15 protein-coding genes and 1 pseudogene are annotated in these 13,629 nt (G+C 69.6%); all 16 read left to right on the top strand.

Annotated features, from left to right (window positions below):
* Positions 1-31 precede the first annotated feature (31 nt).
* The 16 genes and pseudogenes from ACFJIT_RS04135 (at position 32) to ACFJIT_RS04060 (ending at position 13,534) form a co-directional block, all read left to right on the top strand.
* Positions 32-1,040, top strand: a pseudogene (locus ACFJIT_RS04135) (KpsF/GutQ family sugar-phosphate isomerase).
* A gap of 42 nt (positions 1,041-1,082) precedes the next feature.
* Positions 1,083-1,634, top strand: a complete 552-nt coding sequence (locus tag ACFJIT_RS04130) for a KdsC family phosphatase (protein ID WP_379655132.1) — start codon at positions 1,083-1,085, stop codon at positions 1,632-1,634.
* Entirely contained in the window at positions 1,631-2,191 is a 561-nt protein-coding gene (gene lptC / locus ACFJIT_RS04125; RefSeq protein WP_130522983.1) for an LPS export ABC transporter periplasmic protein LptC, read from the top strand. The genes ACFJIT_RS04130 and lptC overlap by 4 nt, the downstream gene beginning before the upstream one ends.
* Positions 2,169-2,732: a lipopolysaccharide transport periplasmic protein LptA gene (gene lptA / locus ACFJIT_RS04120; protein ID WP_130522984.1), complete on the top strand. Its 564-nt coding sequence runs from the start codon at positions 2,169-2,171 to the stop codon at positions 2,730-2,732. The genes lptC and lptA overlap by 23 nt, the downstream gene beginning before the upstream one ends.
* Positions 2,732-3,451, top strand: coding sequence for an LPS export ABC transporter ATP-binding protein (lptB, locus tag ACFJIT_RS04115; RefSeq protein WP_130522985.1), 720 nt, complete (start codon positions 2,732-2,734; stop codon positions 3,449-3,451). Before lptA ends, lptB begins: the two co-directional genes overlap by 1 nt.
* A 54-nt stretch (positions 3,452-3,505) precedes the next feature.
* Positions 3,506-4,948 (top strand): RNA polymerase factor sigma-54, encoded by a 1,443-nt coding sequence (locus ACFJIT_RS04110; RefSeq protein WP_379655131.1) that lies wholly within the window; start codon positions 3,506-3,508, stop codon positions 4,946-4,948.
* Between the two features lie 166 nt (positions 4,949-5,114).
* Positions 5,115-5,429 (top strand): ribosome hibernation-promoting factor, HPF/YfiA family, encoded by a 315-nt coding sequence (gene hpf, locus ACFJIT_RS04105; RefSeq protein ID WP_130520998.1) that lies wholly within the window; start codon positions 5,115-5,117, stop codon positions 5,427-5,429.
* 145 nt (positions 5,430-5,574) lie between these two features.
* Positions 5,575-6,525, top strand: coding sequence for an HPr(Ser) kinase/phosphatase (gene hprK, locus ACFJIT_RS04100; protein ID WP_130521000.1), 951 nt, complete (start codon positions 5,575-5,577; stop codon positions 6,523-6,525).
* Positions 6,522-7,433, top strand: coding sequence for an RNase adapter RapZ (gene rapZ, locus ACFJIT_RS04095; RefSeq protein ID WP_286574918.1), 912 nt, complete (start codon positions 6,522-6,524; stop codon positions 7,431-7,433). The genes hprK and rapZ overlap by 4 nt, the downstream gene beginning before the upstream one ends.
* A gap of 102 nt (positions 7,434-7,535) precedes the next feature.
* The gene (locus ACFJIT_RS04090; RefSeq protein ID WP_130521004.1) at positions 7,536-7,928 is read left to right on the top strand and encodes a PTS sugar transporter subunit IIA; all 393 of its coding nucleotides are present in this window, start codon (positions 7,536-7,538) and stop codon (positions 7,926-7,928) included.
* Positions 7,921-8,190, top strand: a complete 270-nt coding sequence (locus ACFJIT_RS04085) for an HPr family phosphocarrier protein (protein ID WP_130521006.1) — start codon at positions 7,921-7,923, stop codon at positions 8,188-8,190. The genes ACFJIT_RS04090 and ACFJIT_RS04085 overlap by 8 nt, the downstream gene beginning before the upstream one ends.
* Complete coding sequence (gene ptsP, locus ACFJIT_RS04080) at positions 8,190-9,920, top strand: phosphoenolpyruvate--protein phosphotransferase (protein ID WP_130535846.1); 1,731 nt, start codon at positions 8,190-8,192, stop codon at positions 9,918-9,920. The genes ACFJIT_RS04085 and ptsP overlap by 1 nt, the downstream gene beginning before the upstream one ends.
* Positions 9,921-10,064: 144 nt before the next feature.
* Complete coding sequence (gene mgtE, locus ACFJIT_RS04075; RefSeq protein WP_130521010.1) at positions 10,065-11,423, top strand: magnesium transporter; 1,359 nt, start codon at positions 10,065-10,067, stop codon at positions 11,421-11,423.
* A gap of 12 nt (positions 11,424-11,435) precedes the next feature.
* Positions 11,436-12,056 carry a DUF1294 domain-containing protein gene (locus ACFJIT_RS04070; RefSeq protein ID WP_379655130.1) on the top strand — a complete coding sequence of 207 codons (621 nt, stop codon included), beginning with the start codon at positions 11,436-11,438 and terminating at the stop codon, positions 12,054-12,056.
* Positions 12,057-12,131: 75 nt separating this feature from the next.
* On the top strand, positions 12,132-12,914 hold the full coding sequence (locus ACFJIT_RS04065; RefSeq protein ID WP_379655129.1) for a phospholipase: 783 nt from the start codon (positions 12,132-12,134) through the stop codon (positions 12,912-12,914).
* A 71-nt stretch (positions 12,915-12,985) separates the two neighbouring features.
* The gene (locus tag ACFJIT_RS04060) at positions 12,986-13,534 is read left to right on the top strand and encodes a peroxiredoxin (RefSeq protein WP_131659392.1); all 549 of its coding nucleotides are present in this window, start codon (positions 12,986-12,988) and stop codon (positions 13,532-13,534) included.
* The last annotated feature ends 95 nt before the right edge of the window (positions 13,535-13,629 follow it).

Raw genomic sequence — 13,629 nt, 5'->3', positions numbered from 1 at the left:
CGACCATTCTAAGCCCAGGCCATCGCCCCCGATGCCTTCCACCGCGCAGCACAGCGTTCCCGTCGACGATGCCGCCCTGGCCGCCAGTGGCCGTCGCGCGGTGCAGATCGAGGCCGACGCGCTGACCGCGCTGGCCCAGCGCATCGACGGCCCGTTCTCGGCCGCCTGCCGGCTGGTGCTGGCCGGCGCCGGGCGCGTGGTGGCCATGGGCATGGGCAAGTCGGGGCATATCGCGCGCAAGATCGCCGCGACCCTGGCCTCCACCGGCACGCCGGCCTTCTTCGTCCACCCCAGCGAGGCCGGTCACGGCGACCTGGGGATGATCACCGACGCGGACATCGTGCTGGCCATTTCCTACTCCGGCGAGTCCGACGAGATCCTGATGCTGCTGCCGGTGCTGCGCCGCCAGGGCAACCCTGGTGATCGCCATGACCGGGCGCCCGGCCTCGACCCTGGCCCGCCAGGCCGACCTGCACCTGGATGTCAGCGTCCCGGCCGAGGCCTGCCCGCTGCACCTGGCGCCGACCTCCAGCACCACCGCCACCCTGGCCATGGGCGACGCGCTGGCCGTGGCCCTGCTGGAGGCGCGCGGCTTCACCTCGGAGGACTTCGCCCGCTCGCATCCGGCCGGCAGCCTGGGCCGGCGCCTGCTGGTGCACATCAGCGATGTCATGCACACCGACGAGGACGTGCCGACCGTGTCCCAGGACGCCACCCTGGCCCAGGCGCTGGTGGAGATGAGCCGCAAGCGGCTGGGCATGACCGCCGTGGTGGACGACCAGCGCGTGCTGCGCGGCATCTTCACCGACGGCGATCTGCGCCGCGCCCTGGACAATGCCGGGCTGGACATCCACACCACGCCCATCGCCAGCCTGATGACCCGTCACCCCGTCACCATCGGGCCGCAGGCGCTGGCCACCGAGGCCGCGCGCCTGCTGGAAACCCGCAACATCGGCAGCGGCCTGATCGTGGTCGACGCCGACCAGCGCGTGATCGGCGCGCTCAATGTTCACGACCTGTTGCGTGCACGCGTGGTGTAAGAACCACGCCACCTGCGCCTATTCATGAAGGACCGCCACGTTTTGACCGCCCATGCCCACCTGCCCCACGTCACCGACGCCCTGCTGCAACGCGCCGCGCGCGTGCGCCTGGCCTGCTTCGACGTCGACGGCACGCTGACCGACGGCGGGCTGTTCCTGGATGCCGAGGGCCGTGAAGGCAAGACCTTCCACGTGCAGGACGGGCTAGGCCTGGTGCTGTTGCGCAGGCATGGCATCGAGGTGATGCTGGTCACCGCGCGCAGCGGCCAGGTGGTGGAGCACCGCGCGCGCGAGCTGGGCATCGGCGTGCACCAGGGTGTCAAGGACAAGCTGGGCCTGGTCGAGCGGCTGTGCGCCGAGCGCGGCCTGGCGCTGGAGCAGGTCCTGTTCATGGGCGACGACCTGGCCGACCTGACCACGCTGCGCCGGGTCGGGCTGGCGGTGGCGCCGGCCAATGCCCATCCCTGGGTGGCGCCGCTGGCGCACTGGACGACCCCGGCCGGCGGCGGCCATGGCGCCGCGCGCCAGGCCTGCGACCTGGTGCTGGCCGCGCAAGGGCATGTCGAACGCCTGCTGCAGGAGGGCGCCGCATGAACTGGCGCATGGGGCTGGGACTGGCGCTGCTGGTGGCGCTGCTGCTGTTCGGCTGGTCGGCCTGGAACAATCGCAAGAAGCCGCACACCAGTGGCCCGGCCGCGCAGTCGGACTACATCATGCACGACTTCGAGATGGTCACCCTCAACAAGGACGGGACCGAGGGCGTGACTTTGCGCGCCCCGGAGATGCACCGCACCGCCAGCGATGAGACCTTCAGCATCACCACCCCGCTGTTCCTGATGCCCGACAAGGACGGGCACCACTGGGAGCTGCGCAGCAAGAGCGCCTGGGTGGCGGCCAAGGGCGAGAAGGCGGTGCTGACCGGGGATGTGATCGGCAACAGCCCGCCCGAGGCGGCGACCCGCTCGACCTTTACCACCAGCCGGCTCGATGTCTTCCCCGATCAGCACATCGCCAGCACCGACCAGCCGGCCACGCTCACCCAGCCCGGCGCGATCATGCAGGGCACCGGTTTCGTCATCAACTCACAGACCCAACAATTCCAGTTCAAGTCCAAGGTGAAAACACGCTATGTGCCCAAATCCGCGCAATAAGACTGGCCTGGCCGCGCTGGCGGCCGCCTGCCTGCTGGTGGTGGCGGGAGGCGCACTGGCCAAGAAATCCGACCGCGACCAGCCGATGACCATTGACTCGGATACCAACGACATCAGCTTCGCCGACGACGGCGTCAGCACGCTGACCGGCAACGTGGTCATCGTGCAGGGCACCCTGGAAGTGCATGCCGACAAGGGCCTGATCTACCGCAAGGCCGGCGAAGTCTCGCGCGGCGTGTTCACCGGCACCAAGACCAAGCAGCCCACGCTGCACCAGATCAACGATGACGGCACGCCCATCGACGCCACCGCCGACCGGATCGACTACGACATCACCAACAACATCATCACCCTGACCGGCAACTACAAGATCACCTCCCCCCGTGGCACCAACGCGGGCGAGAAGATGGTCTACAACACCGTGACCGGCAACATGCAGAGCGGCGGCGACGGCAACCGCGTGCGCACCGTGATCCAGCCCAAAAACAAGGCCCCCGCCGCGGGCGCCGCGCCCGCTCCCGCCAAGCCGGGGACCAAGTAATGCTGTCGGCCCAGGGACTGCGCAAGCGCTACAAGCAGCGCGAGGTGGTGCGCGAATTCGGCCTGACCCTCGACCAGGGCGAGGTGGTCGGCCTGCTCGGCCCCAACGGCGCCGGCAAGACGACCTGCTTCTACATGATCGTGGGACTGGTCTCGGCCGACGCCGGCAACATCGTGCTGGACGGCCAGGACATCACCAGCGAGCCGATGTACCGCCGCGCCAAGCTCGGCGTGGGCTATCTGCCGCAGGAACCCTCCGTGTTCCGCAAGCTGACCGTGGCCGACAACATCCGCCTGGTGCTGGAGCTGCGCGAGGACCTGGACAGCGACGGCGCCGAGCGCGAGCTGGCCTCGCTGCTGGAAGAGCTGCAGATCAGCCATGTCGCCGACCAGTTTGGCGCCAGCCTGTCCGGCGGCGAGCGCCGCCGCGTGGAAATCGCCCGCGCCCTGGCCGCCAAGCCGCGTCTGATGCTGCTGGACGAGCCCTTCGCCGGCGTGGACCCGATCTCGGTCGGCGAGATCCAGCGCATCATCACCCACCTCAAGGACCGCGGCATCGGCGTGCTGATCACCGACCACAACGTCCGCGAAACCTTGGGAATCTGCGACCGGGCGTATATCCTCGCCGAAGGCAGCGTGCTGGCGCAGGGGGCTCCGGACGAACTGCTGGCCAACGCGGACGTCCGTCGCGTCTACCTGGGAGAGACCTTCCGGCTGTAAGGCGCGCGTGGCGAACGCGGCAGGCGTTCGGTCCGCTATCCTGACGGTTCGCGAATGAAGCCACGCCTCCAGACATCGCTGGGCCAGCAACTGGTCATGACGCCGCAGCTGCGTCAGGCGATCCGTCTGTTGCAGATGTCCGCGGCCGAACTGGAAGCCGAGATCACCGAGGCGGTGGAGACCAATCCCCTGCTGGACTGGGCCGAGGACGGCCCCGACCCCATGGCCGGCAGCGTCGACCACGCCGACCAGGCCCCGGCCGACGAGCCGCCCGAGGAGCGCCAGCGCGAGCGCGAGGACTGGCAGGCCGATGAGAATCCCTGGAGCAACGAGGGCGGCGGCGGGTCCGGCGGGTCGTTCGACGACGACGACAACTTCGGCAGCGCGGCCGAGCGCATGGCCCAGACCGACAGCCTGCAGGACCATCTGCTGTGGCAGCTGCATCTGTCGCAGCTGTCCCTGCGCGACCGGCGCATCGGCGCGGCGGTGATCGACGCCATCGATGACGACGGCTACCTGCGCACCGAGCTGGCCGAGATCGCCCAAACCCTGCGGCCGGAGGTCGTCGCCGGCGAGGACGAGATCCAGGCCGTGCTGTGCCAGCTGCAGCGCTTCGATCCGGTCGGGGTCGGCGCACGCTCGCTGGGCGAGTGCCTGTGCCTGCAGCTGGACGTGCTGTCGGCCGACACGCCCGGGCGTGCGCTGGCGCTGACCATCGCCCAGGGCGCCCTGCTGGAGAAGCTGCCTCGCAGCGGCGTGGCCGGCCTGGCCAGCGAGCTCAAGCGCCCCCAGGCCGAGGTCGAGGACGCCGTGGCGCTGCTGCGCTCGCTGGATCCCAAGCCGGGCGTGCAGATCGGCGAACTCAGCCAGGACACCTATGTGGTGCCCGACTGCGTGGTCTGGCGCCAGAAGGGCATCTGGCGCGCGGCCCTGGCCAGCCAGCATCTTCCGCGGGTGTCCATCCATCGCGGCTACGAGTCGATGATCCGCCAGTGCAGCGAGTCGGATGCCGGCTATCTGCGCGGCCACCTGCAGGAGGCGCGCTGGCTGCTCAAGAGCCTGGAGGCCCGCGGCGACACCCTGCTCAAGGTCACCCGCTGCCTGATCCACCAGCAGGCCGGCTTCCTGGAATTCGGCGAGGCCGCCCTGCGCCCGCTGACCCTGCGCGAGGTCGCCGGCGAGGTCGGCCTGCACGAATCCACCGTCTCGCGCGCCATCGCCCGCAAGTACGTGCGCACCCCGCGCGGCACCCTGCCCCTGCGCGCGTTCTTCGCCTCGGGGGTGAGCACCGAGGGCGGCGGGGAGGCCTCCAGCACCGCCATCCAGTCGATGATCCGCAAGCTGATCGAGGCCGAAAACCCGCGCAAGCCGCTGTCCGACGCCAAGCTGGCCGACCTGTTGAAATCGTCAGGCGTGCCGGTGGCCAGGCGCACGGTGGCCAAGTATCGTGAGGCCATGGACATCCTGTCCTCGCACGAGCGCGTGCGGATGGGCTGATCCTTGCGATTGGCGGCAGGTTCACCTGCCACCTGCCAGCTTGAACACCGGGCCGACCGGTGCGAACTTGAACCCAACCCCGCCAACCACAGGAGCAGCAAGGAACCCCACGCCCGCCCGGTTTGTCCCAACAACCGACGCAACAACCACTGCAGGAGACAATGCGATGCGAATCGAGACATACGGCCAGTCGATGGAAGTCACCCCCGCACTGCGTGACTACGTCGAGACGAAACTCAAGCGCCTTGAACGACATTTCGACCAGCCGCTCGAATGCCGCACGCAACTGGGGTTCTCCAAGCCCGACTACGTGGCCGAAGCCACGATCAACTTCTCCGGCCGCACGCTGCACGCCGACGCCGGCGCCGAGACCATGTACGCGGCCATCGACATCCTGGCCGACAAGCTGGACCGGCTGGTGCTCAAGCACAAGCGCAAGCAGATCGACCGCCAGCGCGGCCGCGGCGAGAACGCCGACTGAGCCTGTCCCGGCCACGATGCATCCTCACCAGACGGCGGCCCTTCGGCCGCCGTCTGCGTTATGGCGCCGCGACGCGCGGCCGCGCGCGTGGATGTGTCACCGGCACGTCGTATCATCGCGCTTCGATGCCGCTTTCCCCGACGCCATGAATTCCAGCATCACCGCCAGCGAGCTGTTCGAGCAGATGAAGGACAAGCTAGGCCTGCGCTGGATCGCCGGGCGGGCCGGCGGCAAGCGCCAGATCGACACCGCCGGCAAGGTCAAGCGCCGGCCCTCGCTGGCCGGCTACCTCAATGCGATCTATCCCAACAAGGTGCAGATCCTGGGCACCGAGGAGCTGGCCTGGCTGGACGGGCTGGATTCGCGCCAGCGCTGGGAGACCATCGAGAAGATGATGGCCGACCGGCCGCTGGCGCTGGTGATCAGCAAGAACCAGTCCTGCCCCGAGGACCTGCGCGCCACCGCCGAGGAGACCGAGACCCCGCTGTGGGTCTCGCCGCGCCGCGGCCATGAGCTGCTCAACTTCCTGTCCTACCACATGGCGCGCACGCTGGCGCCGCGGGTGACGCTGCACGGCGTGTTCATGGAGATCTATTCCATCGGCGTGCTGATCACCGGCGAGGCCGGTTCGGGCAAGAGCGAGCTGGCGCTGGAACTGCTGACCCGCGGCCATCGCCTGGTGGCCGACGATGCGCCCGAGTTCACCCAGATCGCCCCGGACGTGCTCGACGGCACCTGCCCGGAGCTGCTGCAGGACCTGCTGGAAGTGCGCGGGCTGGGCGTACTCAACGTGCGCGACATGTTCGGCGACACCTCGGTGAAGAAGAACAAGTACCTGCGCCTGATCGTGCACCTGACCCGGCCGATGACCGAGCCCGGCGTGCACGGCTACGACCGCCTGACCGGCGACTCGGGCGCGCGCCACGTGCTGGACCTGGACGTGCCGCTGATCACCCTGCCGGTGATGCCCGGCCGCAACCTGGCGGTGCTGACCGAGGCGGCCACGCGCCTGCACATCCTGCGCACTAAGGGCATCGACCCGGCGGCGATGTTCATCGCCCGCCACAGCAACCTGCTGGAGCGCAGCACGCCATGAGTCAGGCCCCGACCGACGAGGGCGGCAAGCCCGCCGAGGCGACGCAGGCACCGTTCGTGCTGATCGTCAGCGGCCTGTCCGGCTCGGGCAAATCGGTGGCGCTCAAGACGCTGGAGGACCTGGACTACTACTGCGTGGACAACCTGCCCATCGAGCTGCTGCCGGACTTCATCCGCAGCCTGATGCGCGAGGACGTGCTGCCGCAGAAGGTCGCCGTGGGCATCGACGTGCGCAACCGCCACAGCGATCTGTCCAGGCTCTCGCTGTGGCGCGCGGCGGTGGGACGGCTGGGGCTGGACGCCAAGCTGGTGTTCTTCGACTCGGAGGACGCGGTGCTGCTGCGCCGCTACTCGGACACGCGCCGGCGCCACCCGCTGAGCCATACCGGCCTGTCGCTGCCCGAGGCGATCGCGCGCGAGCGCCAGGTCACCCAGCCGCTGCGGCTGGAGGCGGACCTGGTGATCGACACCAGCCAGCTCAACGTGCACCAGCTGCGCCGCCGCGTGGTCGGCGAATTCGCCTTCGACAGCCGCGACGCGCCCTCGCTGCTGTTCGAATCCTTCGCCTACCGCCGCGGCGTGCCGGCCGATGCGGACTTCGTGTTCGACGCGCGCGTGCTGCCCAATCCGCACTGGCAGCCCGAGCTGCGCCCGCTGACCGGCCGCGACGCCCCGGTGCGCGAATACCTCGAGGCGCAGGACGACGTGCAGCGCTATGTGCAGCAGGTCAGCGAATTCCTGGACACCTGGCTGCCGCGCCTGCGCGGGGAGACGCGCAGCTACGTGACCGTGGCCTTCGGCTGCACCGGCGGCAAGCACCGCTCGGTCTTCCTCACCGAGCGACTGGCCGAACACGCCCGCACCCAGGGCTGGGACCAGGTCGCCACCTTCCATCGCGAACTGGACTGACTCGCTAAACGCGTGCCAGTGCGTGCTGCGGCGCATCGCGGGACGGAGAAAACCGTGATCCCAGGTCGATGCGCGCGGCATCAGCCTGTTAATGTTGTCACCATGACCTGTGGCGTCCTGCTCATCACCCATCCCGGCATCGGCCCCTCGCTCCTGGCGGTGGCCGGCGGCATGCTGCGCAACCTGCCGTTGAAGGCCGAGGCCTTTGAGGTGCCGTTCGACGCGGACCTGGACGCGCTGCTGCCGCAGGCCTCGGCCGCGCTGCGGCGCGTGGACGGCGGCGAAGGCGTGCTGGTGCTGACCGACGTGTACGGCGGCTCGCCCAGCAACCTGGCCGCCCGCGTGGCGCGCCTGGGCACGCCGGTACGGCGCGTCTCGGCGCTGAGCCTGCCGATGCTGCTGCGGGTGATGAATTACCCCGAACAGGGACTGGACGAACTCCCGGCCACCGCGGCGGCCGGCTCACGAAATGGAGCCATCCTCGACGATGCTTGAGCGCGAACTCACCGTCTCCAACGCCTTAGGGCTGCATGCGCGCGCCACGGCCAAGCTGGTCCAGGTGGTCTCGCCTTTCCGCAGCCACGTGACCCTGGCCGCCAAGGGGCGCCAGGTCAACGCCAAGAGCATCATGGGCGTGATGCTGCTGGCCGCCGGCAAGGGCACCCAGGTCACCGTGCGCACCGACGGCGAGGACGAGGCCGCGTGCATGCAGGCCATCGTCGACCTGTTCGAACGGCGCTTCGACGAGGACGCCTGATGAGGAAACTGCTGCCGGGCCACGGGGCTTCGCGCGGCAGTGCCCTGGGTCGCGCGCGCGTGCGCCTGCCGCACGCGCTGGACGTGGCCGAGCAGCGCATCCGCGCGCGCGAGGTCGATGAGGAGCTGGCCCGCCTGCACGGCGCCATCGACGCGGCGCGGGCGGAAATGCGCGAGCTGCGCACGCGCCTGCACGGCGCGCTGGCGCGCGAGGTCGGCGAGTTTCTCGACCTGCACGCCCTGCTGCTGGACGATCCGGAGCTGCTGCAGGGGCTGGACGACCTGATCCGCAAGGGCCGCTACGGCGCCGACTACGCCCTGCGCCTGCAGCGCGACCGCCTGGCGGCCGTGTTCCGCGACATGGACGACGCCTACCTGAAAAGCCGCATGGACGATCTTGACCATGTGATCGGGCGCATCCATGCCCATCTGCACAGCCGCGCCATCGATCCGGAAGGCCTGGCCGGCGAGATCCTGGTCAGCGATACGGTCGCCCCTTCCGAACTGGCGCAGCTGCAGGCCCAGGGCGTGGTGGCGGTGGTCACCTCCACCGGCAGCCCGCTCTCGCACAGCGCCATCCTGGCGCGCAGCCTGCACATGCCGCTGGTGGTGGGCTGCAGCGCGGCGCTGGCCAAGATCAACGACGGCGATGCGCTGATCGTCGATGGCGAGACCGGCGAGGTGGTGGTCGAACCCTCCGCCGCGGACCTGCGCGAGTTCCGCCAGCGCCTGAAAGACCTCAAGCGCGAGCAGCGCGAGCTCGGCCGCCTGCGCAGCAAGCCTACCCGCACGCGCGACGGTCTGGACATCGCGCTGCACGCCAACGCCGAATCGCGCGAGGACGTGGCCCAGGCCCATGCGCTGGGCGCGGCCGGGATCGGGCTATACCGCACCGAATTCCTGTTCCTGCAGCGTGCCGAGCTGCCCAGCGAGGAAGAACAGTTCCACACCTATCGCGACGTGGTGCTGGGCATGAGCGGGCGGCCGGTGACCATCCGCACCCTGGACCTGGGCGCGGACAAGGCCGACCGCACCGGCCTGGCCCTGCGCGGCGAGGCCAACCCGGCGCTGGGCCTGCGCGGCGTGCGCCTCTCGCGCGCGCATGGCGAGGTGTTCGACACCCAGCTGCGCGCCATCCTGCGCGCCTCCGGCTACGGCCCGGTGCGCGTGCTGGTGCCGATGGTGGCCATCCGCGAAGAACTGCTCGACGTGCGCAAGCGCCTCAAACGCCTGGCCCGGCAGCTGGTCAAGGAAGGCCACGAGATCGCGGCGCAGGTGCAGATCGGCGCGATGATCGAGGTGCCGTCGGCGGCGATCTGCGTGGAGCACTTCATCGACCTGGTCGATTTCCTCTCCATCGGCACCAACGACCTGGTGCAGTACCTGCTGGCGGCCGACCGCAACAACGATGCGCTGGGCGAGCTGTACTCGCCGCTGCGCCCGGCGCTGCTGCATCTGCTCGACGGCGTGCTGCGCGCCGGCCGCCGCCACGGCAAGCAGGTCGCGGTGTGCGGCGAGATCGCCGGCGACCCGGCGATGGCGCCGATCCTGCTGGCCCTGGGGCTGGAACACTTCAGCCTGCATCCCTCGCACATGCTCGAACTGCGCCGCACCATCCGCGGCCACGACCGCGGCGCGCTGCTCAAGGCCGCCCCCGCCCTGCTCAAGGCACGCGACCGCAGCGGCATCGAGCGCTGGCTGGCGAAGGCGGGAGCGAACAACGAGACGTGAGGGCAGGCCGGTGCTTCGCCTATGCCTCCATGCTCTTCACGCACTCACGGCTTAAAAGCGATAATGCCGCGATGAACACCTGACCTGCAGCGCATCGTCCATCGGCGAGGCGGTGCTTCCACCGACCGCACAGGGGCCATGCGCATGGCAGAAGCCGTCCGCCACGACAAGACCGCACGCCAGCTGCGCCTGCTTTCCGATGCGCTGGACAGCGGTCGTCTGGGGCCGGTGCGGCGCCTGGTCAACACGCTCTCGCCGGCCGAGATCGGCAACTTGCTCGAGTCGCTGCCGCCCGGCAAGCGCGAGGTGGTCTGGGGCCTGGTCGATCCGGAGGACGATGGCGAAGTGCTGGTCCACGTCGGCGAGGAAGTGCGCGAAAGCCTGCTGGCCGAGATGGACCCCGACGAAATCGTCGCGGCGGTCGAGGACCTGGACATCGACGACCTGGCCGATCTGGTCGAGGACCTGCCCGACACGGTCATCGACGAGGTCCTCAAGTCGATGGACCGCGAGAACCGCGAGCGCCTGGAGCAGGTGCTGTCCTACCCCGAGGACAGCGCCGGCCGCCTGATGAATCCCGACGTGGTCACGGTGCGGGCCGACGTCAACATCGAGGTGGTGCTGCGCTATCTGCGCCTGCGCGGCGAGCTGCCCGACCACACCGACTACCTGTTCGTGGTCAGCAAGAAGCACCAGTACCTGGGCCGCGTGCCGCTGGCCGCGCTGGTCACCCACGAGCCGTCCACGCCGATCAACCGCCTGATCGACGACGAGCAGCCGGCCATCGACGTGGAGGAGCGCTCGGAGGAAGTCGCGCGCAAGTTCTCCGACCACGACTGGGTCTCGGCGCCGGTGGTGGACGACAACAACATCCTGATGGGCCGCATCACCATCGACGACGTGGTCGACATCATCCGCGACCAGGCCGAGCACCAGGCCATGAGCGCGGCCGGCCTGGACGAGGACGAGGACCTGTTCTCGCCGATCCGGCGCGCCTTCCGCCGGCGCATGCTGTGGCTGGGCATCAACCTGGGCACGGCCTTCATCGCCTCCTCGGTGGTCAGCCAGTTCGAAGGCACCATCGCCAAGATCGTCGCGCTGGCCGCGCTGATGCCGATCGTGGCCGGCATGGGCGGCAACGCCGGCACCCAGGTGCTGGCGCTGATGGTGCGCGGCCTGGCGCTGGGACAGATCGGCGCCTCCAACGTTTACGTGCTGCTGCGCAAGGAGCTGGGCGTGGCGCTGATCAACGGGCTGGGGCTGGGCACGCTGCTGGGGCTGATCGTGCTGGTGTGGTTCCGCCAGCCTGGCCTGTCGCTGGTGATCGGCACCGCGCTGACGCTCAACCTGCTGACCGCCGCGGCCGGCGGCGTGGCCGTGCCGCTGGCGCTCAAGCGCATGGGCTTCGACCCGGCGCTGGCCGGCAGCGTGATCCTGACCACCCTCACCGACGTGATGGGCTTCATGAGCTTTCTTGGCCTGGCCACCCTGGTGCTGCTCTGAAGGAGCGGGCGGATGCGCGACGGCGAGCGGCTGGGCAAGGTGACCGAGTGGCACGACGCGCGCGGCTACGGCTTCATCCAGCCAGTGGACGGGCCGAAGCTGTTCTTCCACATCCGCGACTACCAGCAGCAGGGGCGCAGGCCGGAAGTGGGCGAATGGCTGCGCTATACGCAGGGCCAGGGCCGCGACGGGCAACCTGCAGCGAAGCGGGTTCGCCGCGTCGTCCCCCCGAGCGCATCGGCCAGGCAGCGCGCGGCAGCCACCGCGCCTCAGGCCTGGCATGGAGGCTGGCCGGGCTGGTGCATCCTGGTCGCCTACGGGCTGGTTCTTGCGTGGCTGGCTTGGTCCCATCGCGTGCCGGACTGGGGCGTGATCGGCGTGCTGGCGATGAGCGGCGTGACCTGGACCGCGTACGCCCTGGACAAACGTGCAGCCGGATCCAACGCATGGCGCACACCGGAACAGACGCTGCACCTGCTGGAATTCCTCGGCGGCTGGCCCGGGGCGCTGATCGCGCAACGCAGTCTGCGTCACAAGAACCGAAAGCGGAGCTATCAGATCGCGTTCTGGTCGCTGGTGGCGACGCACTGTGCGGTCCTGGCGCTGCTGGTCTACTGGCGTCCGTGGGCATGATCTGCTGCAGCACGCCATGCGTACGCCGAGCCAGGGACCTAGGATGCGCGCTGTGTCCGCAGGATCATGCGTTTCATGAAAAGGTTCTCCCTGTTGTTGCTTTGTTCCCTGCTCGCCGCCTGCGCTTCCAGGCCTGAGACCATGTCGGGGCGCTTCGTCGAGCGCAGCGTGCAGGTCGATGGTGCGACGCATCGCTACCAGGTGTTCGTCCCCTCGCCCGCCGCCTATCAGGGTGCGCCGGCGCTGGTGCTGTTCCTGCATGGCTCGGGCGAGCGCGGCCGCGACAATCGCAAGCAGCTCGAGGCCGGGCTCGGCCCGTATCTGCAGCGGCATCGCCGCGACTTCCCCGCGCTGGTGGTCCTGCCGCAGGTGCCGGACGAGGAGGAATGGACCGGCACCAACGCACGCGTCGCCCTGGCCGCGCAGGCGGCGACGCTGGCCGAGTTCCAGGCCGATCCTGCGCGCGTCTACGCCACCGGCATCTCGATGGGCGGCTACGGCACCTGGGAAGTGGCATTGCTGGCGCCGGAGCGGTTCGCCGCGCTGGCGCCGGTGTGCGGCGCGGTGCACCCGCCGCGCCCGCAGCGGCCGAGCCTGCGCGTCACCCCGGTCGACGGCCTGGCCGATCCCTACGCCGCCATCGCCACGCGCCTGGGCGGCACGCCGATCTGGATGTTCCATGGCGCGCAGGACGATATCGTCCTGCCAGAAGACGACCACCGGCTGGTGGCCGCCTTCGAGGCCGCCGGCCATCCGGCGCGCTACACCGAGTATCCGCACGGCAATCACAACGTCTGGGATGTCACCTACGCCGACCCGGCGCTGTGGGCCTGGCTGTTCGCCCAGCGCCGCCCGTAGCGCCGCCCGCCACACCCGCCGCCGGACCGGTGGCGTATAACGACCCACGCCACTTTCCCCGGAGCCACCCCATGAAGCCCCTGCTCAAGTCCGCCGCCCTGGCCCTCGCGCTCACCTTGGCCTCGACCGCCTCGGCCGCGCTGAAGACCGGCGCTGAGGCCCCCGCCTTCAGCGCGCCGGCCTATCTGGCCGGCAAGCCCTTCACCTTCACCCTGGCCGATGCGCTGAAGAAGGGCCCGGTGGTGGTGTACTTCTTTCCCGCCGCCAACACCGCCGGCTGCAATCTGGAGGCGCACCTGTTCTCCGAGGCGGTGGACCAGTTCAAGGCGCATGGCGCCACGGTGATCGGCGTGACCGCCGGCAACACCGACCAGCTGGCGGACTTCTCCAAGAACACCGAGACCTGCGGCGGCAAGTTCCCGGTGGCGGCCGACGCGGGCGCCAAGATCGCCGCGCAGTACGACGCCACCCTGGCCGAGAAGCCCGGCTGGTCCGACCGCACCTCGTATGTGATCACGCCGCAGGGCAAGGTCGCCCACGTCTACTCCGACCGCAGCCCCAAGCTGCACGTGCAGGAAACGCTGGATGCGGTGAAGGCTCTGGAGCACAGCGCGCACTGAATGCTGCAACGCATCACGCTCCCGAAAGGCCCCGCCCGCGCGCGGGGCCTTTTTCTTGCATGGGAGTCTGCATAATCGGGCCAAGGGGAGAACCG

The sequence above is a fragment of the Pseudoxanthomonas sp. UC19_8 genome, from assembly GCF_042700505.1.
Classification (GTDB): Bacteria; Pseudomonadota; Gammaproteobacteria; order Xanthomonadales; family Xanthomonadaceae; genus Pseudoxanthomonas_A; species Pseudoxanthomonas_A winnipegensis.
The sequence above is the reverse complement of the archived record's forward strand: the minus strand, read 5'-3'. Positions and strand labels throughout refer to the sequence as shown.